Below are 23,784 nucleotides of genomic sequence, written 5' to 3'. Positions count from 1 at the left end.
TCACCGCCCTCCCTTCGGCGACTTCGGCAGTCCCAGAATCCGCTCGGCGACGATGTTGCGCTGGATCTGCGAGGTACCGGCGGCGATCGTGTACGACAGCGACGACAGCCGGTCGAGCGTCCAGTCCTGCGCCGCGTCCAGGGCGCCCGCACCGCCCAGCACCTCGGCCGCGACGTCGTAGAGCCGCTGCCGCGCGTGCGAGTACCGCAGCTTGAAGACGGAACCGCCGACGCCCGGCACACCGCCGGTGGCCTGCGCCTCGCTCACGTTCCACTGGGTCAGCCGCCACAGGGCCCGGAACTCGGCGGACAGTAGGGCGAGTTCGCGGCGCAGGACGGCGTCGTCCCAGCGTCCGTTCTTCCTGGCGTGCGCGGCCAGTTCGCCGAGGACCCGGCGGCAGGCGACGACCTCGCCCACGAACGCGGTCCCCCGCTCGAACGACAGCGTCACCATGGTGACCCGCCACCCGTCGTTCTCGTCCCCGACCCGGTTGCCGACCGGTACCCGCACCTCGTCGAGGAACATCTCGGCGAACTCCGTCGACCCGGCGAGGGTCCGCAAGGGCCGTACGGTGATGCCGGGGGCGTCCATCGGCATGGCCAGCCAGCTGATCCCGCGGTGCTTGGCCGCCGTCGCGTCGGTGCGCACGAGCAGCTCGCACCAGTCGGCGACCTCGGCGTGCGAGGTCCAGATCTTCGAGCCGCTGATGACGTACTCGTCGCCGTCGCGCACCGCCTTCGTGCGCAGCGAGGCGAGGTCGGACCCGGCGTCGGGCTCGCTGAACCCCTGGCACCACACCTCGTCCCCGCGCAGGATCGGCGTCAGCCACCGCGCGCGCTGGGCGTCCGTGCCCTCGGCGGCGATGGTCGGCCCGGCGTGCAGCAGCCCCACGAAGTTGGCGCCCACGTACGGGGCGCCCGCCTCCTCGGTCTCCTCCAGGAAGATCAGCCGGGTGGTCGGCGAGGCGTCCCAGTGCACGTCCCCGTACCCGGCGTCGTACAGCCTGCGCTGCCAGCCCGTGTCGTACGCGCGCCGCCCCGGCCAGTCCGTCGGCGACGGCTTCGGGGGAAGGGCGGGCAGCACGCCGCCCAGCCACTCCCGCAGCCGCGCCCGGAACTCCTCTTCCTCGTCGGTGTACGTGAGGTCCATGGGATGAGGCCCTACTTGCCGGGCTTGTCGAGATCGAGGTCGAGCATGCGGATGGCGTTGCCGCGCATCAGCTTGTGGATCGTCTCGTCGTCGAGCCCCTTCACATGGTCGAGGGCGACCTCCTTGGTGTTCGGGAAGGTCGAGTCGACGTGCGGGTAGTCGGTCTCGAAGGTCGCGTTGTCGCGCCCCACGACGTCGAGCGACGCCACCCCGTGCTTGTCGCGGAAGAAGCAGCAGAAGATCTGCCGGTAGTAGTACGTGGACGGGGGCTCGGGGATGAGATCCCGCACCCCGCCCCAGGCGCGGTGCTCCTCCCAGACGTCGTCGGCGCGCTCCAGGGCGTACGGGATCCACCCCATCTGCCCCTCGCTGTAGGCGAGTTTGAGGCGCGGGAACTTCACGAGGACGCCGCTGAACAGGAAGTCCATCATCGAGGCCATCGCGTTGTTGAAGCTCAGCGAGGCCTGGACGGCGGGCGGCGCGTCGGGGGACGCGGCGGGCATCTGGGACGACGAGCCGATGTGCATGTTGACCACGGTCCCGGTCTCCTGGCACACCGCGAAGAACGGGTCCCAGTACCCGGAGTGGATGGACGGCAGGCCGAGGTGGGTCGGGATCTCGGAGAAGGTCACGGCCCGCACCCCGCGCGCCGCGTTCCGCCGGATCTCGGCGACGGCCAGGTCGATGTCCCACAGCGGGATGATGCACAGCGGGATCAGCCGCCCGCCGCTGTCGCCGCACCACTCCTCGACCATCCAGTCGTTGTACGCGCGCACGCAGGCCAGGGCGACCTCCTTGTCGTGCGCCTCGGCGAACGTCTGCCCGCAGAAGCGGGGGAAGGTCGGGAAGCAGAGCGAGGCCTCGACGTGGTTGAGGTCCATGTCCTCCAGGCGCGCCTTGGGGTCCCAGCACCCCCGCCGCATCTCCGCCCTGGTGATCCCCTCCAGGGTCATGTCGTCCCGGTCGAACCCGACGGCGGCGATGTTGCGCTTGTACGGGAACTTCAGGTCCTCGTAGATCCACCAGTCGGTGGGCGGCCCTTCGGGGTCCATCGTGATCTGGTACTTGCCCGCCACGTAAGCGAGTTCACCGATTCCGGCGGTCAGCGGCCTGGGCCCCTTGTCCCGGTACTTCGCCGGCAGCCAGGTCTCGAAGAGATGGGCCGGTTCGATCACATGGTCGTCGACGCTGACGATGCGCGGCAGTTCTGTCATGGAAACCCCTCAGATCTGATGACCCGTCAGATTCAAGGCTAGCTCCGTGCCTCTGGACCGACAAGAAGCACGGCCTTACGCTCTGACCGTATCTGACAGACCGTCAGTTTCTCTGGGTTCCCGGATCTCCTTGGGGGTTACGGCAATGACGGACACCGCACACGCCCTGGGCGAGTCCCGCACGCTGTGGGAACTGGTCGAACGCCGCGCCGCCCTGACCCCCGACCGCCCGGTGCTGCTCCAGGGCGAACGGACGCTGACCTTCGGGGAGTTGCGCGACCGCTCCGAGCGGGTGGCGGCGGGCCTGTACGAGAAGGGGGTGCGCCCGGGCACGGTGGTGGCCTGGCAGCTCCCCACCCGCATCGAGACGGCCCTGCTCACCTTCGCGCTGGCCCGGATCGGGGCGACCCAGACCCCGATCATCCCGTTCTACCGGGACCGCGAAGTCGGCTTCGCGCTGCGCGAGTCGAAGGCGGAGTTCTTCGCGACGCCGGGCGTGTGGCGCGGCTTCGACCACACGGAGATGGCGCACCGGCTCGGCGCCCGCGGGGTCTTCGAGGCGTACGCGGACCTGCCGGAGGCCGACCCGTCCGTGCTCCCGGCGCCCCCCGCCTCCGGCACGACGGTCCGCTGGATCTACTGGACCTCGGGCACGACCTCGGACCCCAAGGGCGTGCTGCACACGGACCGTTCACTGATCGCGGGCGGCTCCTGCCTCGCCCACGCGCTGCACCTTTCGGAGTCGGACGTCGGCTCGATGGCCTTCCCGTACGCGCACATAGCGGGCCCCGACTACACGGTGATGCTGCTGCTCTACGGCTTCCCCGCGGTGATGTTCGAGCAGTTCGCGCTGCCGGACGCGCTGGACGAGTACCGGCGGCACGGGGTGACGGTGGCGGGCGGCTCCACGGCCTTCTACTCCATGTTCCTGACCGAGCAACGCAAGGCGCCGGAGCGGAAGTTGATCCCGAGCCTGCGGCTGCTGGCGGGCGGCGGCGCCCCGAAGCCGCCCGAGGTCTACCACTGCGTGGTCCGCGAGATGGAGGTCCAGCTCACCCACGGCTACGGCATGTCCGAGGTCCCGATGATCACGATGGGCGCCCCGGACGACACGGCGGAGAACCTCGCGACGACGGAGGGCCGCCCGCCGCAGGGCATGGAGATCAGGATCGTCGACGCGGACGGCAAGCAGGTCCCGGCGGGCGTCGACGGCGAGGTCCGGCTACGCGGAGAGGCCGTCTGCCAGGGCTACTTGGACCCGGACCAGACCGCGGACGCCTTCGACGCCGACGGCTTCCTCATCACCGGCGACCTGGGCCACGTACGCCCCACGGGCCATCTGGTCCTCACCGGCCGCGCCAAGGACATCATCATCCGCAAGGGCGAGAACATCTCGGCGAAGGAGATCGAGGACCTGCTGCACGAGCACGCCTCGGTCCAGGACGCGGCGGTCGTCGGCCTGCCGGACGCGGAGCGGGGCGAGCGGGTCTGCGCGGTCCTGGAACTGCGCTCCGGATCACCGGAGTTGACCCTGCCCGAGCTCACCGCGTACCTCCGCGCCCAGGGCCTGTCGACCTTCAAGCTCCCGGAACAACTGGAGATCCTGGAGGCCCTCCCCCGCAACGAGACCCTGCGCAAGGTCCTCAAGTACAAGCTCAGGGAGCAGTTCAGCCACTAGGTCGCGGGGGACTTCAAGCCCCCCGGCCGCCTCACTCAGGGACGGTGAAGTACCACGCGAACCCGCGCACGGCCTCGTCCTCCGAGACCCGCCCGTCCCCGTCGGAATCCAGCGCGCCGACGGCCTCCGCGGCGAGCTCGGCCTCGACCCCCAGCACCCGCAACACCCGCTCCGCCGCGCCGTTCCCGACCCCGGGCCCCTCGGGGTCGGCCACGGCGATGGCGGCCTTCAGGAACGGCCGCGCGATCTCGGCGAACCGCTCGGGGTTGTCCCGCAGCCGCTTGACCGCCCCGGTCACGAACTCGCCCCGGGTGACGCGCTGGTCCCCGTCGACGTCCGCGATCCCGGCCATCCCCTGCCAGAACGCCTCGGCCCCGGCGTACAGCGCCTGGCCCTTGTCGCAGCGGGCCGTGACATCGAACTCGGCGAGCAGCGCCTTCGCCGCGGAATAGAAGTCCTCGCGGTCGATGTAGCCGTTGCCGTCCTGGTCGAAGCCGGCGAACCGGGTCGCGATCCTCCGCTCGTCCATGCTGTTGGGCCGCCTCTCACGTCGATGGGTCGTAGGGCTGCGAGCGTACGTCGAACAGGGGCGCACCGGGCCTGAAGTGCGACGGTTGTGGCAGGACCGGGGGAGTTCCGGGACAACTCCGGTTCAGGTGTGACCATGTCGCGCCCGTGTCCGTGCCCGCGTCGCGCGCTCAGGCCGACATCGGCTCCGCCTCGTCGTCGACGGCGGCCTCGACGTCCGGGTACACCTCGAAGAGCCGTCGCACGCCCAACGCGCCGAGGACGCGGTTCACATGGGACCCGTCGACGGCCCCGCGCGCGGGCAGGATCAGTCGCAGCCGGCCCTGACAGGAGCGCATGAGGCGGCGGGACGCGATGAGCACGCCCACTCCGCTGGAGTCGCAGAACAGGACGTCGGACAGGTCCAGCACCAGGCTGTGGCGGCCGTCGGCGACGGCTTCGTGCACCTGCTGGCGCAGGGCGGGGGACGTCGCGAGGTCCATCTCGCCCGACACCCGCACGACGGCCCAGTCGCCCTGGGCCGACTCGGTCACCTTGAGGGTCACGTGCCTCGCCTCTCGCTCGACGTCACTTCGTCACTTCTCTGCCGACTTCTCTACTGATCCGGAATCTGTTCCTACGCTTCGCTTCCACTCGCGGCTGCCCGAGGGTGATGCACTGAAACACCCGAGGGAAGCGATCGAACACCACCGCAGACCTATCACATATGACCTAGTTAAGACTTAGGTGGTCAGTTGCGAACCAAACCCGTCGGCTCCTTTATCACCAGCTACCGCCCAGGGGCGCACAATGCGGCAAAGGCTCGTGCGTTGTCGGCGGCGCGGACTACATTCGGGTAGGAGGCACGCAGTTCAGGAGTAGGTGTACGTACGGGCGGTCGGTGAGGGGGCCCCATGCCCAAGGACACTCCGTCCCGCTGGGACCGGAGGATGCAGCAGCGCCTGGCGCACGGCGAGGCCGCGGCGCTCGGAGAGCTGTACGACCGTTTCGCATCCCTGGTGCACGGTCTGGCCCACCGCGTCCTGGACGACGAGGACGCCGCGGACCGGATCACCCGCGAGGTGTTCACCCAGATCTGGGAGAACCCGGAGGCGTACGACCCCAAGCAGGGCCCCCTGCGCTCCTTCATCGCCACCCTCACCCACCGCCAGGCCGTGCAGCGGCTGCGCCAGACCGAGTCCGCCGCCCTCGTGCGCACCGGCGTCGGCACCACCGAGGACCTGGAGCGCAAGGTGCGCCGCGCCTCCGCCGCCGCCCGCGCCGACTACATCGTCACGTCGATGCCCGCCCCTCTGCGCAAAGCTCTCGAACTGGCCTACTTCCAGCGCCGCGACTACCGCCAGACCGCCGCCGACCTCGGCGTCACCGAGGACGAGGCGCGCCGCAGGCTGCGCCTCGGCCTGCAGCTGCTCTCGACCGCCCACCACAGCGCGCACGACAGCGGCGCCCCGCCGGGCGGCGGCTACGGGAGGCCGGCATGAGTGGGGTCAACGGGCCGGGCCGCTTCGATCCGTACGACCCGTACGGCGAAGACCCCGACAAGAACGACAAGCAGAACAAGCAGGACAAGCAGGAAGCCGTACCGCGGATACCGACACCGCGCGCCTCCGTCGAGGACACCGGCGGCCCGCTGCCGGACGTGCCCGCGCCCGCGGCACCCCTCGTTCTGGAGCACCGCGTCCTCAAGTCGCTGCTCGGCGCCTGGGCTCTCGCCGCCTGCTCGCCGGAGGAGTCCGCCGCCGTAGAGGAACACCTGGTCGACTGCGGGACCTGCGCCGAGGAGGCGCTGCGGCTGCGCGACGCCGTGGGCCTGCTGCACGCCGAGGAGTCCCTCGACCTCGACCCGATGCTGCGCTCCCGGGTCCTGGAGGGCTGCCTCAACCGCCGCCCCGCGCGCATCCCCGTCCCCGCCTGGGCCACCCCGTACGACGCGGAGACCGCCCGCCTGGACGCGCTGCTCCAGGACTTCGGCGACCCCGAGTGGCACGCGCCGGTCCGGCTGCGCTGGTACGAGGGCTCGGAGCAGGTCAGCCGGAAGACGACGGTCGCCGGGGTCATCGCCCACCTCACCAGCGTCGACGGCCTGATCGCCCGCGCCCTCGGCCTCGACGACCCCCTCGGCCCGCCCGCCCTCGACGACCTCGGCCCCGCCGAGCGCACCGAGCGGTACTGGCGTGCCTCCTACTTCCCGCCGACCCGCGCGTCCCGCCCGCCGTGGCGCGACCAGACGCACGCGATCATCCGGACCGTCTCGTTCGCGGGCGAGGCCGCGGCCGGCACCGGCGGCGGCACCGGACAACTCCCCGTCTCGTACGGCGACTTCGCGCTGCCGCTGCGGGACGCCATGATCGACCGGGCCTTCGAGTGCTGGGTGCACGCGGGGGACATCGCGGACGCGGTGGACTACCCGTTCGCGGCGCCGTCCCCGCGCCATCTCAACCGGATGATCGACCTGGCCGCCCGGATGCTCCCCGACTCGCTGGCCCTGCGCCGCCGGGCCGGCCTCGCGGGCCCGGCCCGCGAACTGGTCACGGCCGGGAACCCCGGGCGCAGCCTGCGTCTGGAGGTCGAGGGCGCGGGTGGCGGTGAGTGGCTGATCGCGCTGGACTCCCCCGCGGCGGTGGGCTCCGCCGAGCGGGAGGTGGCCCATGTCGCCCTGGACGGTGTGGAGTTCTGCCGCCTTGCCGCGGGGCACGTCTCCCCCGAGGAGGCCGCCGCCGGTCAGCTCGGAGACCGGGAGGCGATCCGCGACGTGCTCAGCGCGACCGCGGCGCTGAGCAGGATGTAGTCACGTCGTCGGGTGCGGGTCCGGGGGGCTGGTCGCGCAGTTCCCCGCGCCCCTGAAAGGCCGGCGGCCTTCAGGGGCGCGGGGCTGTGTCGATCAGCGGCTCCGCCGCAGGGCGCGCGAAGCCCCACCGGCCCGCACCCGGCCACCGGACCTACGCGAAAACGACCGTCCGCCGCCCGTTGAGCAGAATGCGCCGCTCCGCGTGCCACTTCACGGCCCGCGCCAGTGCCTGGCACTCGACGTCACGGCCGATCGCGACCAGCTGGTCGGGGGTGACGTCGTGCCCCACCCGCTCGACCTCCTGCTCGATGATGGGCCCCTCGTCCAGATCCGCGGTCACGTAGTGCGCGGTCGCACCGATGAGCTTCACACCTCGGGCGTGCGCCTGGTGGTACGGCTTCGCGCCCTTGAAGCTCGGCAGGAACGAGTGGTGGATGTTGATGATCCGCCCGCTGAGCTGCTTGCACAGGTCGTCCGAGAGCACCTGCATGTACCGGGCGAGCACGACCAGCTCGACGCCCTCGGCCCGCACCAGTTCGAGGACCCGCGCCTCGGCGTCGGCCTTCGTCTCCTTCGTCACCGGGATGTGGTGGAAGGGGATGTCGTACGAGGAGACCAGCTCGGCGAAGTCGGTGTGGTTGGAGACGACGGCGGCGATGTCGACCGGCAGCGCGCCGATCCGGGCCCGGAAGAGGAGGTCGTTCAGGCAGTGGCCGAACTTGCTGACCATCAGCACGACCTTCATCCGGTCCGAGGCCCGGTGGATCTGCCAGTCCATCTGGAACGAGTCGCCGATCGCGGCGAAGCTGGCCCGCAGCTTCTCCACCGTCACCGGGGTGTCCGCGCTGAAGTGGACGCGCATGAAGAACAGACCCGTGTCGTGGTCACCGAACTGCTGGCTGTCCTCGATGTTGCAACCGGTCATGAAGAGGTAGCTCGACACGGCGTGCACGATGCCCTGCTTGTCGGGGCAGGAGAGGGTGAGGACGTACTGCTCGGTTCCGGAGACGGGCTGCTCATTCATAGGGAAAAGGTTCGCACACCACGGTCGGCGGCGAGCTCTCGTCCCGGCAGGCGGACAGCCTCGTCAGGGGCTCGGGGAACCGCGCGGCCGACCACGACGAAAGCCGCATTCGGAACCGGACCTAAGCCGCCCGAGTCATGATCCGCAGCACTTCCAGAGTCCGGGGCTCCGCATCGGGATCGTCCCCGTCGCTCGTGGCGAGCCTCACATGCGCGTCCCGCGCCGCCCGGACCGCCTCGGGCCACCCCTCGTGCTGCAGGTAGACGGAGACGGGGGCGTCCGGACCGACCTGGTGCATGATCCGCAGCACCCTGAGCACCGCGGAGTCGACGAGCGCCGCCTCCTGCGAGTCCCGGAAGATCGTCCCGACGTATTTCTCCGCCGACCAGTTGTCCAGCCAGGTGTCCTCGACCAGGCGGTACACGGCGTCGGTCACGTCTCCGTACCCGTCCACACCGGCCAGCCAGACGTTCCGCTGGAACGACGGGTCGGAAAGCATGTGCAGCGCGGAGCGCACATTGCTGCGCCAGCGCCACCACGGCATGTCGTTGAGTGGCATGCCGTCCATCCTGGGGGAGCGACGGCCACGGCGGGAAGACTTCTCCGAGCTTTGCACGGTCATCGATCGTACGTGCCGCCGCCGGGCGCGCCGCCCGGCCCCCGGAATTCACCTGCACGTCACCGTATGTCGACCGGTGATCACTCCGGGGTTCGGGATGCGGCGGAATCGTGCAGGCCCATGACCGGCACGGGCGGCAGGCGCCGCACCCGCAGCAAGCGCACCTCCTCCTCTCTCACCGCCCTCGCCGCGGGCACGGCCCTGGTCGCCGGCTGCGGGCTGGTCCCCGGAGCCACGGCGGACTCCGGGGCGCGGCCGATCACCGTGATGACGTGGGCCCCGCAGAAGACCGGGGCGACCAACAAGCCGGGCATGCCGGCGATGGCGCAGGCGTACGCGCGCTGGGTGAACGCCCACGGCGGCATCGGCGGCCGCACCCTGAAGGTCCTCACCTGCAACGACCACAACGACAGCGTGGACGCCGCGAAGTGCGCCCGCTCGGCCGTTGACCAGGACGTGGTCGCCGTCGTCGGCTCGTACAGCCAGTACGGGCGCTCGTTCATGTCGCCGCTCGAATCGGCCGGCATCCCGTACATCGGCGGGTACGGGGTGTCCGACTCGGAGTTCGCCAGCCCGCTGTCCTACCCGGTCAACGGCGGGCAGGCAGCCCTGCTCGCCGGCACGGGGCAGCAGCTCTCCACGGACTGCGCGCGCACCGTCCTGGTCCGCCCGGACACCGTCGCGGGCGACGAGCTCGTCTCCCTCATGAACACCGGCCTCGCCCTGCGCCACCGTCCCGCCGCCACCGACCTGCGCGCCGCCGAGGACGCCACCGACTATGCCGACCAGGCCGAGCGGGCACTGCGCACGGCGAGCGCGGATCCCGGCGGCAAGGGCTGTGTGGTGGCCGCGCTCGGGGAGCGTACGGACACGTTCTTCGACTCGTTCCGGCGGCTGCGCGCCGACTACCCGGCGGTTCGTACGGCCAGTGTGCTGGGCAGCGTCGACCAGTCGGCCGTCGACCGCTCGGGCGGGGCGCACGGCCCGTACGAGGGGGCGTACGTCACCGGCTGGTACCCGGCGTCCCAGGACGCGCGCTGGGCCACGATGAAGAAGGCGCTCAAGGAAAAGGCCTTCGGCGACAACCGGATCGACGCGGCCGACGCCGGGGCGCAGACGACCTGGATCGCGTACACCGTCCTGAGGCAGGTCGTCGAGTCGCTCGGCACCGGCGAGGTGACCTCGGACACCGTGCGCCGGGCCCTCGACAAGGGCCTGAAGGTCACGACGGGCGGCCTCACCCCGCCCCTGCGCTGGGACTACGCCCACATGTCGGCAGCGGGCGGCTACCCGCGCCTGGTCAACGCGCGGGTGACGTTCCAGCGGGTGACGGACGGCCGCCTGACAGCGACCCGTGCCTCCGTGGTGGACGTCACGGACACCTTGGCGAAGGCCCTGTGAGGGCCTTCGCCCGCGACGACGCGACCGGCTACAGCTGCACGGCCGAGCGCTGCGTCAGCCCGTACTGGGACGCGATGCCGTTCCACAGCTTCGAGGCCTGAGCCTTCTGCTGCGAGGCCGTCTGACTGGACGTGTCCCCGGCCCGCCGCTGCGGCGTCGCCTTGGCCCGCCCCTTGTGGCAGAGCTTCTTGTTGCCTGCGACCTGGTCGGCCCATGCCGCGTAGTGGCTGTCCGCCGACGCGGACGCCTTCCAGGCCGCGGTCAGCGCGGCGGTCAGCTGCGCGTGGTTCGGCAGCTTGTCGACGGACAGGGCGCTCAACTGGGTCACCAGGTCGTTGCGCTGGGTCGCGGCGGACCGCAGGTCCTTCGCGGCGGTGGGAAGCTCCTTGCAGGAGCCGATGTTGGCGACGGACCGCACGACGGCGGACCGGCTGTTGTTGGACTCGGCGAGCAGCTTGTCGAGGGCGACGGCCTGCTGCTTGGCCGGGTCGACGGCCGGCGACGGCGAACCGCTGGGCGCGGACGAGGAGTCCGAGACCGTCGTCGTGGAGTCGGACTTCGAGTCGTCGTCACCGCCGCCGCTGAGCAGCGCGCCCACACCGACGCCGACGACGAGGACGCCCACGCCGACCGCCGCGATGATCCCGGTGCGGGACTTGCGGCGCGGCGCGGCGGGCTCGTACTCCGGCTCCTGCTGCGCGTACGTCTGCTGCTGGGCGGGCGGCGTGTACGGGGCCTGCGCGTGCGGGGCCTGCGCGTGCGGGTCGAAGCGCGGCATCTGCTGTGTGGCGCCGGCGCCGCCGTCGTTGGGCTCGGTGCGGAACAGCGCGTCGAACTCGGCCGGCGGCTGGCGGTCGCCCGGCGCTCCGGGACGGATGTCGTACGGGGCACCCTGCGGCTGCGCGGGCACCGGCGGGATGTACTGGGTCGCCTGGCTGTCCGGACCCGCGGGCATCGCACCCGGCATCGCACCCGGCATCGGCTGCTGCGGCGGCATGCCGTGCTGCTGCATGCCCTGCGGCGGCATGCCGTGCTGCTGCATGCCCTGCTGCTGCACGGCACGGCCCAGGAACTGCGTGGACTCCGCGGGCATCTCCGGCGGCAGCGCTCCCGCGGCCTGCGGGGGTATGTACTGCGTCGCGTCGCTGTCGTACGCGGAGGCGGGCGGCATCGGCCCGGCCGGGGCGTGCTGCTGCGGCAGCGCGTGCGACGGGGCCTGCGGCGGCAGGGCGCCCGCGGCCTCCTGCGGCGGCGCGACGGGCTGCTGCGCGGCGGCCTGCCCCCACTCGTAGGTCGGCATCGGCTGGGCGGCCTGGGCCTGCTGGGACTCGGGACCCCACGGCTGCCCCCACGGGGAGGCGCCGGCGGGCCCGGCAGGACCGCCGGGACCGGCGGGCGCCGCGGGCCCGGTCCGGTCGCCGAACGTGCCCGGCAACAGGGGCTCCGAGCCGTCGGCAGGCAGCACGACACCTTCGCGTGGCTGCCGGGCCTGCGGCAGGTACGGGCTCTCGTCCTGCCCGCTCTGTCCGCTCTGCTGCGTCACCGGGACTCCTACTACGTATGGGGGGACCTTCGGAATCGTCGGCTCACGCTACCGGGTCCTCGTACGCCCGTGCTACGCACCTCAAATCCCGGAAGCCTCCCCAGTGACCGGAGTAACAAAACCGGTCCCGTTGACGCTGTTCTACGACAAGGCCGTCGACCGGCCGCTCCTACGCGGCGGCCTGCAATTCCACCCGCGCCCCGAACTCCCGCACCACGGGCTCCTCCCGGAACGGTTCGAGCCGGTCCTTGAAGTCCTCCAGATACTCGGCGCCCCGGTTCGAGCGCAGCGTGCCGAGCAGTTCGACGGCCCGAAGTCCCGTGTGGCAGGCCTGTTCCACCTCGCGCTGCTGCACCTGCGCGGTGGCCAGCAGCACCATCCCGATGGCGCGGCGGCGGGCCCGCGACACCGGATGGCCGTCGAGCGACTCCTGCGCACACCGCGCCGCGTCCCTCGCCTGCCCCAGATCCCGGTGGCAGTGGGCGAGTTCGTCGGCGAGATAGGCGTGGTCGAAGTGGGCGATCCAGGCCGGGTCGTCGCCGGAGTCGGCGCGCCCCTCGGCCTGTTCCATGGCGGCCAGGCCCCTGCTGCCCGCGGACTGCGCCGACCGCGCGTCCCCCAGCAGCGCGTGGCCGCGCGCTTCGGCGGCGTGGAACATCGCCTCCGCACGCGGCGTCACGCGTCCGCGCGCCCCCTCCTGAGCCGCGCGGGCGAGCTGGGCGATCTCGCGCGGGTTGCCGAGCTGCGCCGCCAAGTGGCTCATGGACGCGGCCAGTACGTACCCGCCGTAACCGCGGTCTCCCGCCGCCTGGGCAAGCCTGAGTGCCTGGATGTAGTAGCGCTGGGCGAGGCCCGGCTGTCCGGTGTCGACGGCCATGTACCCGGCGAGCTCCGTCAACCGCGCGACGGCGGCGAACAGTTCACGCCCCACCGCCTCCCGGTACGAACCCGCGAGCAGCCCGCTCACGACGCTGTTCAGGTAGTGCACGACCACCGGGCGCACATGCCCGCTGCCGTACTGGTGGTCGAGGTCGGTCAGCGCCTGGGTCATCGCCTTCACCGCGGCCACGTCCGAAGGACCGACCCGCGGCCCCGCCGAGCGCGCCACCTGCGAGTCCGGCACGGAGATCAGCCAGTCGCGGCTCGGCTCGACGAGCGCGGACGAGGCGACGGACGAACCGGAGAGAAAGTCCCTGCGCCCCACGTCACTTCGCCACAGCTCGCACACCTGCTCGATGGCGCCGAGCACGGTCGGCGAGAACTGCAGGCCGACGCCGGACGCGAGGTTCTTGCCGTTCGCCATCCCGATCTCGTCGATCGTGACGGTCCTGCCGAGCTTGCGGCCGAGCGCCTCCGCGATGATGCCGGGCGCCCGCCCGCGCGGCTGCTGCCCGCGCAGCCAACGGGCCACGGACGTCTTGTCGTAGCGCAGATCGAGACCGTGCTCCGCTCCGCACATGTTGACCCGGCGTGCGAGTCCCGCGTTCGAGCAGCCCGCTTCCTGGATGAGCGCCTGCAGCCGTTCGTTGGGCTGTCGCGCGACGAGAGGCCGTGCGGCCATGGCGTACCCCCTGCTGTGCCCAGGATCGTGGTCACAAGGTCAATGGATCAGTGGATCAGTGCATCGATGGATCAATGCCCCATGGACAAATGGAAGATGCGCCACAAACGGGTACGGACTACGTATGGGATACGTAACCCTCACAGGCGGTCTCCCCCTCGGCGTTCACTTTCTGGTCCCTGGCTACCCGGACCCCGCTGCCGCTGCCCGTGCGCGCCCCCGCCCATGCACCCATGCGCCCCACGTGCGGGAACGATGCCCCCGTTCCGCCCGTACGTGCGCCCGTAACCCCAGAGAGGGGCGGGAGTTGAGAACGTCGTGGAAGAGACCATCGCAGGCACCTCGGACGTCACCTCACCCGTCGGCTCGGACAGCCCCGTCTCCGCGGCCGGGCAGATCCCTCAGCAGCGCGGCGAATCACTCCTCGACACGGCCGTGCGCTATGCGGAGGAGCGACACTGGGACGTGGTCCCCGGCACCTGGATGGAGTCCGAAGACGGCGTCCAGCGCTGCTCGTGCGGTGAGCTCCAGTGCGAGCGGCCCGGCGCGCACCCCGCACGCCCCGACTGGGCGACGCAGGCGACCGGCAGCGCGACCGTCGCCCGCCGCCTGTGGTCGAAGCAGTCCAAGGCCTCGATCCTGCTCCCCACGGGCCGCACGTTCGACGCGATCGACGTCCCGGAGACGGCCGGTTTCCTCGCCCTGGCCCGCATGGAGCGCATGGAGCTCACGCTCGGCCCGGTCACCTGCACGCCCGACCGCCGCATGCAGTTCTTCGTGCTGCCCGGCGCCACCCTCAAGGTCCCCGACCTCGTACGCAAGTTGGGCTGGCCGCCGGCCTCCCTCGACCTGGTCGCGCTCGGCGAGGGCGGCTACGTCGCCGCTCCCCCGACCCGTTTCGGCAGCAAAGGCGCGGCGCAGTGGGCCTGCCGCCCGACCGCCGCGAACCGCTGGCTGCCGGACGCCGAGGAGCTCATCTCGCCGTTGGCGTACGCGTGCGGGCGCGAAGGACGCCGCTAGGGACAGGCCCCAGGAGTGCCTACTGGGGCCGGGCCGCCGACCGGCATAGGGTGCCGGTCACGGACGAGAAAGGGCGGCCCCCAGGTGACCGAGGCAGCGGCAGCTGTAGAAGTGCACGACCTCTGGAAGTCCTTCGGGCAGCAGATCGCTGTCGCCGGAATCGAACTCGCGCTCCCCGCGGGCCGGTTCATCGGTCTGGTCGGCCCGAACGGCGCGGGCAAGACCACGACCCTCTCCATGGTCACCGGCCTGCTGCGCCCCGACCGCGGCACCGTGCGCGTCGCGGGCCACGACGTCTGGGCCGACCCGGCCGCGGTGAAGGCCAGGATCGGCGTCCTGCCGGAGGGCCTGCGTCTGTTCGAACGGCTCTCGGGGCGCGAACTGCTCGCGTACAACGGCCGGTTGCGCGGTCTGCCCGGCGCCGAGGTCGACAAGCGGGCCGGGCAGCTCCTCGACGTCCTCGACCTCGCCTCCGCCCAGCACAAGCTGGTCGTCGACTACTCCACCGGCATGCGCAAGAAGATCGGCCTCGCCGCGGCGCTCCTCCACAATCCCGAAGTCCTCTTCCTGGACGAGCCGTTCGAGGGCGTCGACCCGGTGTCCGCCCAGACGATCCGCGGCGTCCTCGAACGCTTCACCCGCTCCGGCGCCACGGTCGTCTTCTCCTCGCACGTCATGGAACTGGTCGAGTCGCTGTGCGACTGGGTCGCCGTGATGGCGGCCGGGCGGATCCGCGCGCAGGGGCCGCTGGCGGACGTACGCGGCGACGCGTCCTCGCTCCAGGAGGCCTTCCTGGAACTCGTCGGAGCGGGCGGGCGGGACGACGGCGGAACGCTGGACTGGCTGGGCAACAACCCCGGGACCCCGGCATGACGGGCAGCGCCGCCGCGCCCCTCACCGGGACCCTCGTACGCCTCAAGCTCGCCCTGCTGAAGAACGGCCTGCGGCAGTCCGGCGGGCGCCGCGCCGCCTACCTCGCCTCGCTCGTCGTCGTCCTGCTGATCGCCGCGCTGCAACTGCTCGGCCTCGTCCTGCTGCACGGGAACCGGCACGCCGCCACCGTCGGCGTCCTGCTCACCGCGCTGCTGGCGCTCGGCTGGGCCGTGCTGCCGCTGTTCTTCCCGAGCGGCGACGAGACCCTCGACCCGACCCGCCTGGTGATGCTGCCGTTGCGCGCGGATCCGCTGGTGCGCGGACTGCTCGTCGCGTCGCTCGTCGGGATCGGGCCGCTGTTCACGCTCTGCCTGCTGGCGGGCGCGGCGTACGCGGCCGCGTCCGGGGCCGCCGGAGCGGTGGCGGCCGTCGTCGCCGCGCCGCTCGCTCTCCTCACCTGCGTCGCGCTGGCCCGCGCCGTGGCCGCCGCCAACATCCGGCTGCTGTCCAGCCGCAAGGGCCGCGACCTGGCCGTGCTCAGCGGGCTCGTGATCGCGATCGGCGCGCAGCTCGTCAACTTCGGGGTACAGCGGCTCGGTTCGTCCGGCGGCCTGTCCGCGCTCGATCCCGCGCGGGACGTGCTGCGCTGGGTGCCGCCCGCGTCGGCGATCGGCGCGGTCGACGCGGCGAGCAAGGGCTCGTACGGCACGGCGGTCCTCCAACTCGCGCTCTGCGCGGCCGCTTTGGCTGCCCTGCTGATCGTCTGGCGGCGGGCCCTCGATCACCTGATGACGTCGCCCGACGGGTCGACCGTCCAGGCCGCCGAACCCACCCGCCGCGCCCGCACCGGCGGCCCGCGCCTCCTGCCCTCCGGCCGCACCGGCACCGTCATGGAACGCAGCCTGCGCTACGTGTGGCGCGACCCGAAGACCAAGGCCGCCTGGGTCACGTCCCTCGCGATCGGCCTGATCGTCCCCGTCTTCAACGCCCTCCAGGGCACCGGCTCCGTCTACTTCGCGTGCTTCGCCGCCGGAATGCTCGGCATCCAGATGTACAACCAGTTCGGGCAGGACACCTCCGCGTTCTGGATGGTCGCGATGACCATCTCCTCGCGCCGCGACGCCTACGTCGAACTGCGCGCCCGCGCCCTGGCGTTGTTGCTCGTCACCCTCCCGTACGCGGCTCTCGTCACCGTCGTCACGACCGCGCTGCTCGGCGCCTGGAGCGATCTGCCGGAGACGCTCGGGCTGGCCTTCGCGCTCCTCGGCGCGATGCTGGCGACGGGTGCCTGGACGTCGGCCCGCTTCCCGTACTCCATCCCGCAGGAGGGCTACAAGAACGTCGCCCCCGGCCAGGCGGGCCTCGCCTGGATCTCCATCTTCGGCGGCATGATGGCGGCGGCCCTGCTCTGCGCCCCCGTCATCGCCCTCACCGTCACCCTGCACGCGGCGGGCGCGGACTCCTGGGCCTGGACCCTGCTGCCGCTCGGCACGGCGTACGGCGCCGGTCTGGCCCTGCTCGGCCTGCATCTCGCGGCCCCACGCACGGCGGACCGCCTTCCGGAGATCCTGGCGGCTGTGAGCAAGGGCTAGGTTTCCCGGCATGACCGGATCACTCGAACTCGGCCCCGTCGCCTGGCCTCCGACAGCGATAACGACCGAACGCCTCGTCCTGCGCGCGCCTGAGCCCCGCGACCGCCCGGCACTCATCGAGTTGCTCTCCACGCCGGAGGTGCACACCTATCTCGGCGGCCCGCACTCCCGCGACGACCTCGAACGCACCGTGCCGGAAACACCGCACCAACGCCCCGGCCTCTTCGTCGCCGAACGCGACGGCGCGCTGATCGGCACCGTGGAACTGAAGCGAACCAAGGGCGAGTACCGCAGCCCGATCGGCCAGGACGGCGACGCGGAGATCGGCTACCTGTTCCTGCCCCGGGCGTGGGGCCACGGATACGCGGCCGAGGCGTGCGCGGCGGCCCTCGACTGGCTCGCGACCGCGCTCCCCGACGAGCCCGTGGTCCTCTGCACCCAGACCGCCAACACCCGCTCGATGCGCCTCGCGCGGAAACTGGGCTTCACCGAGGCGGAACGGTACGAGGCGTGGGGCGCGGAACAGTGGATGGGCATCCGTACGGGCCGCTGAAACGCAGACGACCCGCGAGCTGTGGTTCCTCCCGTACGAGACGGTCGGAAGCCGGCCGGACGTACCGGCAGCTCGCGGGTCGGGTGACTGCTTGGGATTGGGCCGGCCGCACGTACACAGCACGTGCTGGTCCAGCGCCGAATTCGAGATGCGACGTCGGGCCGCTAGCCCGCAGTCACCTCAGACGTCCGGTGTGCATACATGCTCCGAACCACCTCCTTTCAGCCTGTGCACCACAGCCTAGGAACCGTCGCCGCGAGGCTCAAGCGATTTTCCGAGACATTGCCTTCGGGCCCCGGTCGCTCCGTCGAAGTCCAACCAGGCTGCCAGTGTGGTGTGTTCGTCCGCGTGGGGTAGGGGGATCGGGCGGCCGTCGGGGGTTGTGCGGGGGTCGGTCATGCGTTGCATGCTGGAGGAGTGCGCTTATCCGGTTCCACCCTCCGCTCGATTTCTCCGAAGTTGACAGAACTCTGTGTGGGATGCGTCACGTTCGAGTTGAATGATCCGAGCAGGACGCCGACACAGCCTGATGGGGGTGCCAGGTGAGTGCTTCACGGCGTAGTGGGATCGCTGATGAGCTCGGGCCCGATGAGCCCGAGGAGAACGGCGAGAACGGCGAGACCGGCGAGGACGGACGGGGTGGGCCCGATGGGGCCGATCTGCTGGCCGCCCTGCTGGACGGCATGGATGCCGCGCTCTGTGCCTTCGACGCCGATGGGGTCGTGACCCATTGGAACCGGGAGGCCGAGCGGATCCTCGGCTGGTCCGCGGAGGAGGCCGTGGGGCGGCACGGGTTCGCGGAGTGGGCCGTGCGGTCCGCGGACGCGGACGAGGTGCAGAGCCGGCTGATGGCCGCCATGCACGCGCCGGGGCGGCAGGTCCACGAGTTCGCGCTCGTCACCAAGGACGGCGGGCGGGTGCTCGTACGGACCCAGTCGGCCGCCGTGCGCGGGCCCGACGGGAAACCCGCCGGGGTGTACTGCGCCTTCAGCGAGGTGCACACCCAGATCGATCTGGAGCGGTCCATCGCCCTGAGCGAGGCGCTGTTCGAGGACGCCTCGTGGGGCGTGGTGCTCGTCGACGCCGACCTGCGGCCCGCCGTCGTCAACGCGCACGCCGCCCGGGCTCTCGGATCAGGGCGCAGCGCCGTCCTCGGGCGGCCGCTGGGCGATCTGATCTCGCAGGGCGTGGAGGAGCTGGAGAGCGCGCTCGCGCATGTCCTGGCCGAGGGGGCGCCGCCGTCGCCGACGGAGGTGTGGGTGACGGTGCGGCTGCCCGGTGAGGGCGGTGACGTACGGCCGGAGCGGCGGTGCTGGCGCAGCGGGTTCGTGCGGCTCGCCTCGCCGCTCGCGGAGGAGCCCGTGCCGCTCGGCGTCGGGTGGCTGTTCCAGGACGTGACCGAGGCCAAGCAGACCGAGCAGGAGGCCGCGGGGCTCCGTTTCCGGGCGCACCAACTGCACCGGGCGGCGAAGGCCGCGGCGGAGTGCGAGGACCCGGCCGAGGCGGCGTCCGTGCATCTGGACTTCGCGCTGGCCGGATTCGCCGACCATGCCGTGATCGACCTGCTGGCGGGCGAGGACCCGGTGCGGCTCGTGCGGGCCGCGGCGACGCCGTCCGGGGCGCCGGGACCGAGCCTGCTGGTGACGCGCGGGGCGCTGCCGGTGCGGTACGGGGTGGGGCATCCGGCGTTGCAGTGCGTGGAGCGGGCCGGTTCGGTGCGGGCCGCCGCCGCGGGCCCCGCCGACGCGGCCGACTGGGCCGCGAGCCGGCAGTGGCCCGAGGGAAGCGTGTACGCGCTGTGTGCGGTGCTGCGGAGCCGGGGGCGGACGCTCGGCGTGGTGACGTTCCTGCGGGGCAGCAGCCGGGCCCGGTTCGAGCGGGGGGACGCGATGTACGCGGAGAGCGTGGCCGCGCTGATCGCGGGGGCGGTGGATCTGGCCGGCTGACGGCCGGTGGGGCTTCTCGCGCAGTTCCCCGCGCCCCTGGGCGAGCGAAGCTCGCTTCAGGGGCGCGGGGAACTGCGCGACCAGCCACGACGAGGCCCGCGGTCGCGAACCGAGCGCACCCGGCAGACGCGAAGGCGCAGAAAGCAGCCCGCGCCTCAGTGCTGGTAGAAGATGCGGTCCCGGTACTCGTCGAAGACCTTCGCGTTCCAGTCGTGGCCGCCGTCCACGTTCCCCGAGCGCAGCAGCGGCGGCTGCATGCCGCGGTCGGCGAGGGTGGCGGCGCAGGTGGCCAGCGTGGACTGCATCAGGGCGCTGGTGGTGACCGTGGAGGCGGAGGCGAAGGGGGCCTCGACGCCGTCGTAGGTGAGCTCCGCGTCGCCCACCGCGATCTTGGAGTCCAGGATCACGTCGCAGTGGTCGCGGAGGTACGTGCCCGAGGCGTGCCGGGACTTGGGGGCGTCGGGGCCCGTCGCGTAGGCGAGGGACGTGACGCCGATGACCTTCAGGCCGAGCGCGCGGGCGTTCATGGCCATCTCGACCGGCAGCGCGTTGCGCCCGGAGAGGGAGATGATCACGAGGGCGTCGCCGGCCTTGGCAGGGCTGGAGTCCAGGACCGCCGCGGCGAGGCCGTCGACGCGCTCCAGGGCGGAGCCGAGGGTCGCGGGCATCACGTCGACGCCGACGGCGCCGGGGACGGCGAGGAGGTTCATCAGGGCGAGGCTGCCCGCGCGGTAGACGACGTCCTGCGCGGCGAGCGAGGAGTGTCCCGCGCCGAAGGCGAAGAGGCGGCCGCCCGCGGCGACCGTGTCGGCGAGCAGGGTGCCGGCCGCGGTGATGTTCTCCCCCTCCTCGTCGCGGACCCGCGCGAGCAGGGCGATCGAGGCGTCGAGGTACTGCGCGGCCAGTGTGCTGCTCTCGCTCATCGGCGTAGCCCCTTGGGTCATGGCGGTCGGGCGCTTCCCTGCTCTGTTCCGTGCGCTGTGTCGCGGATCACCGTGCGGTCTGGACCAGTGCTCTGTCAATACGGCTTCCGGGGCCCCGCGGGGGCCTGTTTCCCCGGCGCGGCACGGTTGTCAGCGGTATGCGTCAGAATTGACGTCAGGGCCAGCGCACGCGCTGTGCGGCCGGCCAGCGGGGCTGGCACACAGCTACAGAGCTATTCAAGGGGCACGTATGTCCGGACTGATCGACACCACGGAGATGTACCTCCGCACCATCCTCGAGCTGGAGGAGGAAGGTGTGGTCCCCATGCGCGCCCGGATCGCCGAGCGGCTCGACCAGAGCGGCCCGACGGTCAGCCAGACCGTGGCCCGGATGGAGCGGGACGGCCTGGTGGCCGTGGCCGCCGACCGTCACCTGGAGCTGACCGACGAGGGGCGGCGCCTGGCCACCCGCGTCATGCGCAAGCACCGGCTGGCCGAGTGCCTGCTGGTCGACGTGATCGGCCTGGAGTGGGAGCAGGTGCACGCGGAGGCCTGCCGCTGGGAGCACGTGATGAGCGAGGCGGTGGAGCGGCGTGTGCTGGAACTGCTGCGCCACCCGACCGAGTCGCCGTACGGGAACCCGATCCCGGGCCTGGAGGAGCTGGGCGAGAAGGACGGCGCGGACCCGTTCCTGGACGAGGGCATGGTCTCGCTCGCCGACCTGGACGCGAGCGGCGACGGCAAGACCGTCGTCGTGCGCCGCATCGGCGAGCCGATCCAGACGGACGCCCAGCTGATGTACACGCTGCGCCGGGCGGGCGTGCAGCCCGGTTCGGTGGTCAGCGTGACGCAGTCGCCGGGCGGGGTGCTCGTGGGCAGCAGCGGTGAGGCGGCGGAGCTGGAGGCGGATGTCGCCTCGCACGTCTTCGTGGCCAAGCGGTAGGCGAGCGGGCCGTCCCGTCGGCCGGGAGCGGGCACGCCCCCGGTCAACTCCCGTTACCCGCGGGGCAGTTGAGCATGAACCCGGCGTGCTGCGCCTGCGCACAGAAAGCAAGATTCACTGTGCGGAATCGCAGCGGTCGGGCACTTTGCGTGCCAGGCTGTCGCGTGAGGCATATGACCGGAGGGGGCCAGGCATGGACCTGCCGTTCGGCGAGCGCGGTATGCCCGAAGGCCGGGATACAGAGGGCCCCGGCACCTTGCGGCGCCGGGGCCTGTCCTCCCCTGTGCTGACCCGGAGCCCCGAGCTCCCAGGGTCATCCCCTTCGGACCGTTTTCCCCGAGCGGTCCGCCTCCCGAGAAGAAGATCCCCTCGGCGGCGCCGGTCATTCCTTGAGCGATGTCACTCGTACGAGGGGTATCGCCGGAGAGCACCACGTTATCGAAAAAGGGTTCGATAGCGTGCGCGGGTACGCGACTGCAGGCGCGACCACAAGGGGGTGCCAGGGCCTATGGCACGGCGCATCGACGTGACCGGAGCGGGCGGGGTCCGCCTCGCCGCCTGGGAGTTCGCCGACCCGCCCAAGCCGGGCGAGATCGGCCGCGGCCCGGGAGTCCTGTTACTGCACGGCCTGATGGGCCGGGCGTCCCATTGGGCCGGTACGGCACGCTGGCTCGCCGAGCGGCATCGGGCCGTCGCGCTCGACCAGCGTGGGCACGGACAGAGCGACAAGCCTCCGCAGGGCCCGTTCGACCGCGAGGCGTACGTCCTCGACGCGGAGGCCGCCCTCGTTCAGCTGGGGCTCGAACCGGCGGTGCTGATCGGGCACTCGATGGGCGCGCTGACGGCGTGGCAGCTGGCCGCCCGGCGCCCCGATCTCGTACGGGGTCTGGTCATCTGCGACATGCGGGCCTCCGCGCTCGGGGCCGCCTCCCAGCGGGAGTGGGAGGACTGGTTCAAGGCGTGGCCGCTGCCGTTCGCGACGCTCGCGGACGTCAGGAAGTGGTTCGGGGAGGACGATCCCTGGGTGGAGCGGCCGAATCCGGCGCGCGGGGAGTTCTACGCCGAGGTGATGACGGAGTCGGACGACGGGTGGCGGCCGGTGTTCTCGCGCCGGCAGATGCTGGCGGCGCGGTCCACGTGGGTGTACGACGCGCACTGGGAGGAGCTGGCGGCCGTGCGGTGCCCCGCGCTGGTCCTGCGGGGGCTCGACGGGGAGTTGGGGCGGGCCGAGGCGCAGGAGATGGTGCGGGTCCTTCCCAGGGGGGAGTACGCGGAGGTCGCCGATGCGGGGCATCTCGTCCACTACGACCAGCCCGAGGCGTGGCGCGCGGCGATCGAGCCGTTCCTCGACGGGGTCCTGGCGGAGCTTTAGCGGGGGCGCGCCTTCTCGTCTGCCGGGTGGGGTTGGTTTGCGGGTGCGGGTCCGGTGGGGTCTGGTCGCGCAGTTCCCCGCGCCCCTTTCGCCTTCGCGTCTGCCGGGTGGCGGTCCGTCTCGCGGGTCCGGGTGCGTCGTGGCTGGTCGCGCAGTTCCCCGCGCCCCTGACAGCGAGCTCCGCTCGCTCCAGGGGCGCGGGGAACTGCGCGAGAAGCCCCACCGGCCGTCAGGGCGCCCGACAAGCGCACCCGGCAGACGAGAAGGCGGCAGCGTCACGGGCTCAGACGCTCCACCCGCCACGCGCCGTCGCCCGTCGAGGCGTACCGCAACCGGTCGTGGAGGCGGTTCTCGCGGCCCTGCCAGAACTCGACCGTTCCCGGCGTCACCCGGAACCCGCCCCAGTGCTCCGGCACCGGCACCGTGGAGCCGGGCGGATAGCGTCGGGTCAACTCCGCGTACCCGGAATCCAGTTCGACCCGCGAGCCGAGCACCGTCGACTGGGCGCTGGCCCAGGCGCCGAGTTGCGAGCCGTGCGGGCGGGAATGGAAGTACGCCGCCGTCTCCTCCCGCGACACACGCGCCGCCGTGCCCGTGACGAGGACCTGCCGCCCGATCGGATGCCAGGGGAAGAGCAGGGCGATGTGCGGGTTGACGGCGAGTTCGCCCGCCTTGCGGGAGCCGTAGTTGGTGTAGAAGACGAAGCCGGCCTCGTCGTACGACTTCAGGAGCACCGTGCGCGAGCTCGGGCGGCCCTCGGCGTCGGCGGTGGAGACGACCATGGCGTTCGGCTCGGGCAGCGGGGAGCCGGGCGCCGCCGCCTGTTTGAACCAGCGCGTGAACTGCTCCATGGGGTGCGGGGCCAGATCGGACTCGGTCAGGCCGCCGTCGGGGGCGCGGTACTGCTCCCGCATCGGGGCGGGGTCAGGGATGTCGTTCACGGCGTCATCCTGCCGGACGGGCGGCCGCGGACGCACACGGAGTGAAACGTGGCACTGAGTGCCGCGGGCTCTCGCCAACTGTGGCACCGAGGGCTATCTTCCAAGAGCCGAAACGG

At 71.9% G+C, this 23,784-nt stretch carries 21 protein-coding genes; 11 read left to right on the top strand and 10 right to left on the bottom strand.

The genetic code is table 11. From position 1 onward, the window contains the following. The gene (locus B072_RS0101305; RefSeq protein WP_018528126.1) at nt 1-1,149 is read right to left on the bottom strand and encodes an acyl-CoA dehydrogenase family protein; all 1,149 of its coding nucleotides are present in this window, start codon (nt 1,147-1,149) and stop codon (nt 1-3) included. Between the two features lie 11 nt (nt 1,150-1,160). Beyond that, the gene (locus B072_RS0101300) at nt 1,161-2,363 is read right to left on the bottom strand and encodes an amidohydrolase family protein (protein ID WP_018528125.1); all 1,203 of its coding nucleotides are present in this window, start codon (nt 2,361-2,363) and stop codon (nt 1,161-1,163) included. Between the two features lie 145 nt (nt 2,364-2,508). On the opposite strand from B072_RS0101300, the gene B072_RS0101295 reads away from it, so the two are divergent. Beyond that, a complete protein-coding gene (locus B072_RS0101295; protein WP_018528124.1) occupies nt 2,509-4,041 on the top strand; it encodes a class I adenylate-forming enzyme family protein in 1,533 nt (510 codons plus the stop codon). A gap of 31 nt (nt 4,042-4,072) precedes the next feature. On the opposite strand, the gene B072_RS0101290 is transcribed toward B072_RS0101295, so the two are convergent. Both B072_RS0101290 and B072_RS0101285 read right to left on the bottom strand, forming a co-directional pair. Continuing rightward, nucleotides 4,073-4,570, bottom strand: coding sequence for an EF-hand domain-containing protein (locus tag B072_RS0101290; protein ID WP_018528123.1), 498 nt, complete (start codon nt 4,568-4,570; stop codon nt 4,073-4,075). A gap of 169 nt (nt 4,571-4,739) precedes the next feature. Further along, nucleotides 4,740-5,114, bottom strand: coding sequence for an STAS domain-containing protein (locus tag B072_RS0101285; RefSeq protein ID WP_018528122.1), 375 nt, complete (start codon nt 5,112-5,114; stop codon nt 4,740-4,742). A gap of 348 nt (nt 5,115-5,462) precedes the next feature. On the opposite strand from B072_RS0101285, the gene B072_RS0101280 reads away from it, so the two are divergent. Beyond that, the gene (locus tag B072_RS0101280) at nt 5,463-6,050 is read left to right on the top strand and encodes a sigma-70 family RNA polymerase sigma factor (RefSeq protein ID WP_026245344.1); all 588 of its coding nucleotides are present in this window, start codon (nt 5,463-5,465) and stop codon (nt 6,048-6,050) included. Continuing rightward, entirely contained in the window at nt 6,047-7,357 is a 1,311-nt protein-coding gene (locus tag B072_RS0101275; RefSeq protein ID WP_018528120.1) for a zf-HC2 domain-containing protein, read from the top strand. Before B072_RS0101280 ends, B072_RS0101275 begins: the two co-directional genes overlap by 4 nt. A gap of 151 nt (nt 7,358-7,508) precedes the next feature. Here B072_RS0101275 and purU read toward each other — a convergent pair whose 3' ends face one another. Both purU and B072_RS0101265 read right to left on the bottom strand, forming a co-directional pair. After that, the gene (gene purU / locus B072_RS0101270) at nt 7,509-8,381 is read right to left on the bottom strand and encodes a formyltetrahydrofolate deformylase (RefSeq protein WP_018528119.1); all 873 of its coding nucleotides are present in this window, start codon (nt 8,379-8,381) and stop codon (nt 7,509-7,511) included. Nucleotides 8,382-8,502: 121 nt separating this feature from the next. Further along, nucleotides 8,503-9,003 carry an SCO4402 family protein gene (locus B072_RS0101265; RefSeq protein ID WP_078506243.1) on the bottom strand — a complete coding sequence of 167 codons (501 nt, stop codon included), beginning with the start codon at nt 9,001-9,003 and terminating at the stop codon, nt 8,503-8,505. Nucleotides 9,004-9,120: 117 nt separating this feature from the next. Here B072_RS0101265 and B072_RS0101260 point away from each other — a divergent pair, with 117 nt between their 5' ends. Continuing rightward, on the top strand, nt 9,121-10,401 hold the full coding sequence (locus tag B072_RS0101260) for an ABC transporter substrate-binding protein (protein WP_018528117.1): 1,281 nt from the start codon (nt 9,121-9,123) through the stop codon (nt 10,399-10,401). A gap of 28 nt (nt 10,402-10,429) precedes the next feature. On the opposite strand, the gene B072_RS0101255 is transcribed toward B072_RS0101260, so the two are convergent. Both B072_RS0101255 and B072_RS0101250 read right to left on the bottom strand, forming a co-directional pair. Further along, nucleotides 10,430-11,944: a hypothetical protein gene (locus B072_RS0101255; RefSeq protein WP_018528116.1), complete on the bottom strand. Its 1,515-nt coding sequence runs from the start codon at nt 11,942-11,944 to the stop codon at nt 10,430-10,432. A 169-nt stretch (nt 11,945-12,113) separates the two neighbouring features. Continuing rightward, nucleotides 12,114-13,505, bottom strand: coding sequence for a hypothetical protein (locus B072_RS0101250; protein ID WP_018528115.1), 1,392 nt, complete (start codon nt 13,503-13,505; stop codon nt 12,114-12,116). Between the two features lie 318 nt (nt 13,506-13,823). On the opposite strand from B072_RS0101250, the gene B072_RS0101245 reads away from it, so the two are divergent. From B072_RS0101245 to B072_RS0101225, 5 genes are all read left to right on the top strand, one after another. Next, entirely contained in the window at nt 13,824-14,525 is a 702-nt protein-coding gene (locus B072_RS0101245; protein WP_018528114.1) for a bifunctional DNA primase/polymerase, read from the top strand. A 45-nt stretch (nt 14,526-14,570) separates the two neighbouring features. Then, on the top strand, nt 14,571-15,398 hold the full coding sequence (locus tag B072_RS0101240; RefSeq protein WP_078506264.1) for an ABC transporter ATP-binding protein: 828 nt from the start codon (nt 14,571-14,573) through the stop codon (nt 15,396-15,398). Next, on the top strand, nt 15,395-16,990 hold the full coding sequence (locus B072_RS0101235; RefSeq protein ID WP_018528112.1) for a hypothetical protein: 1,596 nt from the start codon (nt 15,395-15,397) through the stop codon (nt 16,988-16,990). Before B072_RS0101240 ends, B072_RS0101235 begins: the two co-directional genes overlap by 4 nt. Before the next feature lie 10 nt (nt 16,991-17,000). Then, complete coding sequence (locus B072_RS0101230; protein ID WP_018528111.1) at nt 17,001-17,543, top strand: GNAT family N-acetyltransferase; 543 nt, start codon at nt 17,001-17,003, stop codon at nt 17,541-17,543. Between the two features lie 542 nt (nt 17,544-18,085). Continuing rightward, on the top strand, nt 18,086-19,489 hold the full coding sequence (locus tag B072_RS0101225; RefSeq protein ID WP_026245342.1) for a PAS domain-containing protein: 1,404 nt from the start codon (nt 18,086-18,088) through the stop codon (nt 19,487-19,489). A 155-nt stretch (nt 19,490-19,644) separates the two neighbouring features. On the opposite strand, the gene B072_RS0101220 is transcribed toward B072_RS0101225, so the two are convergent. Then, nucleotides 19,645-20,412 (bottom strand): SIS domain-containing protein, encoded by a 768-nt coding sequence (locus B072_RS0101220; RefSeq protein WP_018528108.1) that lies wholly within the window; start codon nt 20,410-20,412, stop codon nt 19,645-19,647. Between the two features lie 250 nt (nt 20,413-20,662). Here B072_RS0101220 and B072_RS0101215 point away from each other — a divergent pair, with 250 nt between their 5' ends. Together B072_RS0101215 and B072_RS0101210 are read left to right on the top strand one after the other, a co-directional pair. Then, the gene (locus B072_RS0101215) at nt 20,663-21,355 is read left to right on the top strand and encodes a metal-dependent transcriptional regulator (RefSeq protein WP_018528107.1); all 693 of its coding nucleotides are present in this window, start codon (nt 20,663-20,665) and stop codon (nt 21,353-21,355) included. Nucleotides 21,356-21,863: 508 nt separating this feature from the next. Further along, on the top strand, nt 21,864-22,727 hold the full coding sequence (locus B072_RS0101210; RefSeq protein ID WP_018528106.1) for an alpha/beta fold hydrolase: 864 nt from the start codon (nt 21,864-21,866) through the stop codon (nt 22,725-22,727). 275 nt (nt 22,728-23,002) lie between these two features. Here B072_RS0101210 and pdxH read toward each other — a convergent pair whose 3' ends face one another. Beyond that, the gene (gene pdxH, locus B072_RS0101205; protein ID WP_051127075.1) at nt 23,003-23,641 is read right to left on the bottom strand and encodes a pyridoxamine 5'-phosphate oxidase; all 639 of its coding nucleotides are present in this window, start codon (nt 23,639-23,641) and stop codon (nt 23,003-23,005) included. Nucleotides 23,642-23,784: the final 143 nt, after the last annotated feature.

It is taken from the genome of Streptomyces sp. HmicA12 (genome assembly GCF_000373565.1).
GTDB lineage: Bacteria > Actinomycetota > Actinomycetes > Streptomycetales > Streptomycetaceae > Streptomyces.
Note: the sequence above shows the minus strand (reverse complement) of the source record. Positions and strands in the feature narration are given on the sequence as shown.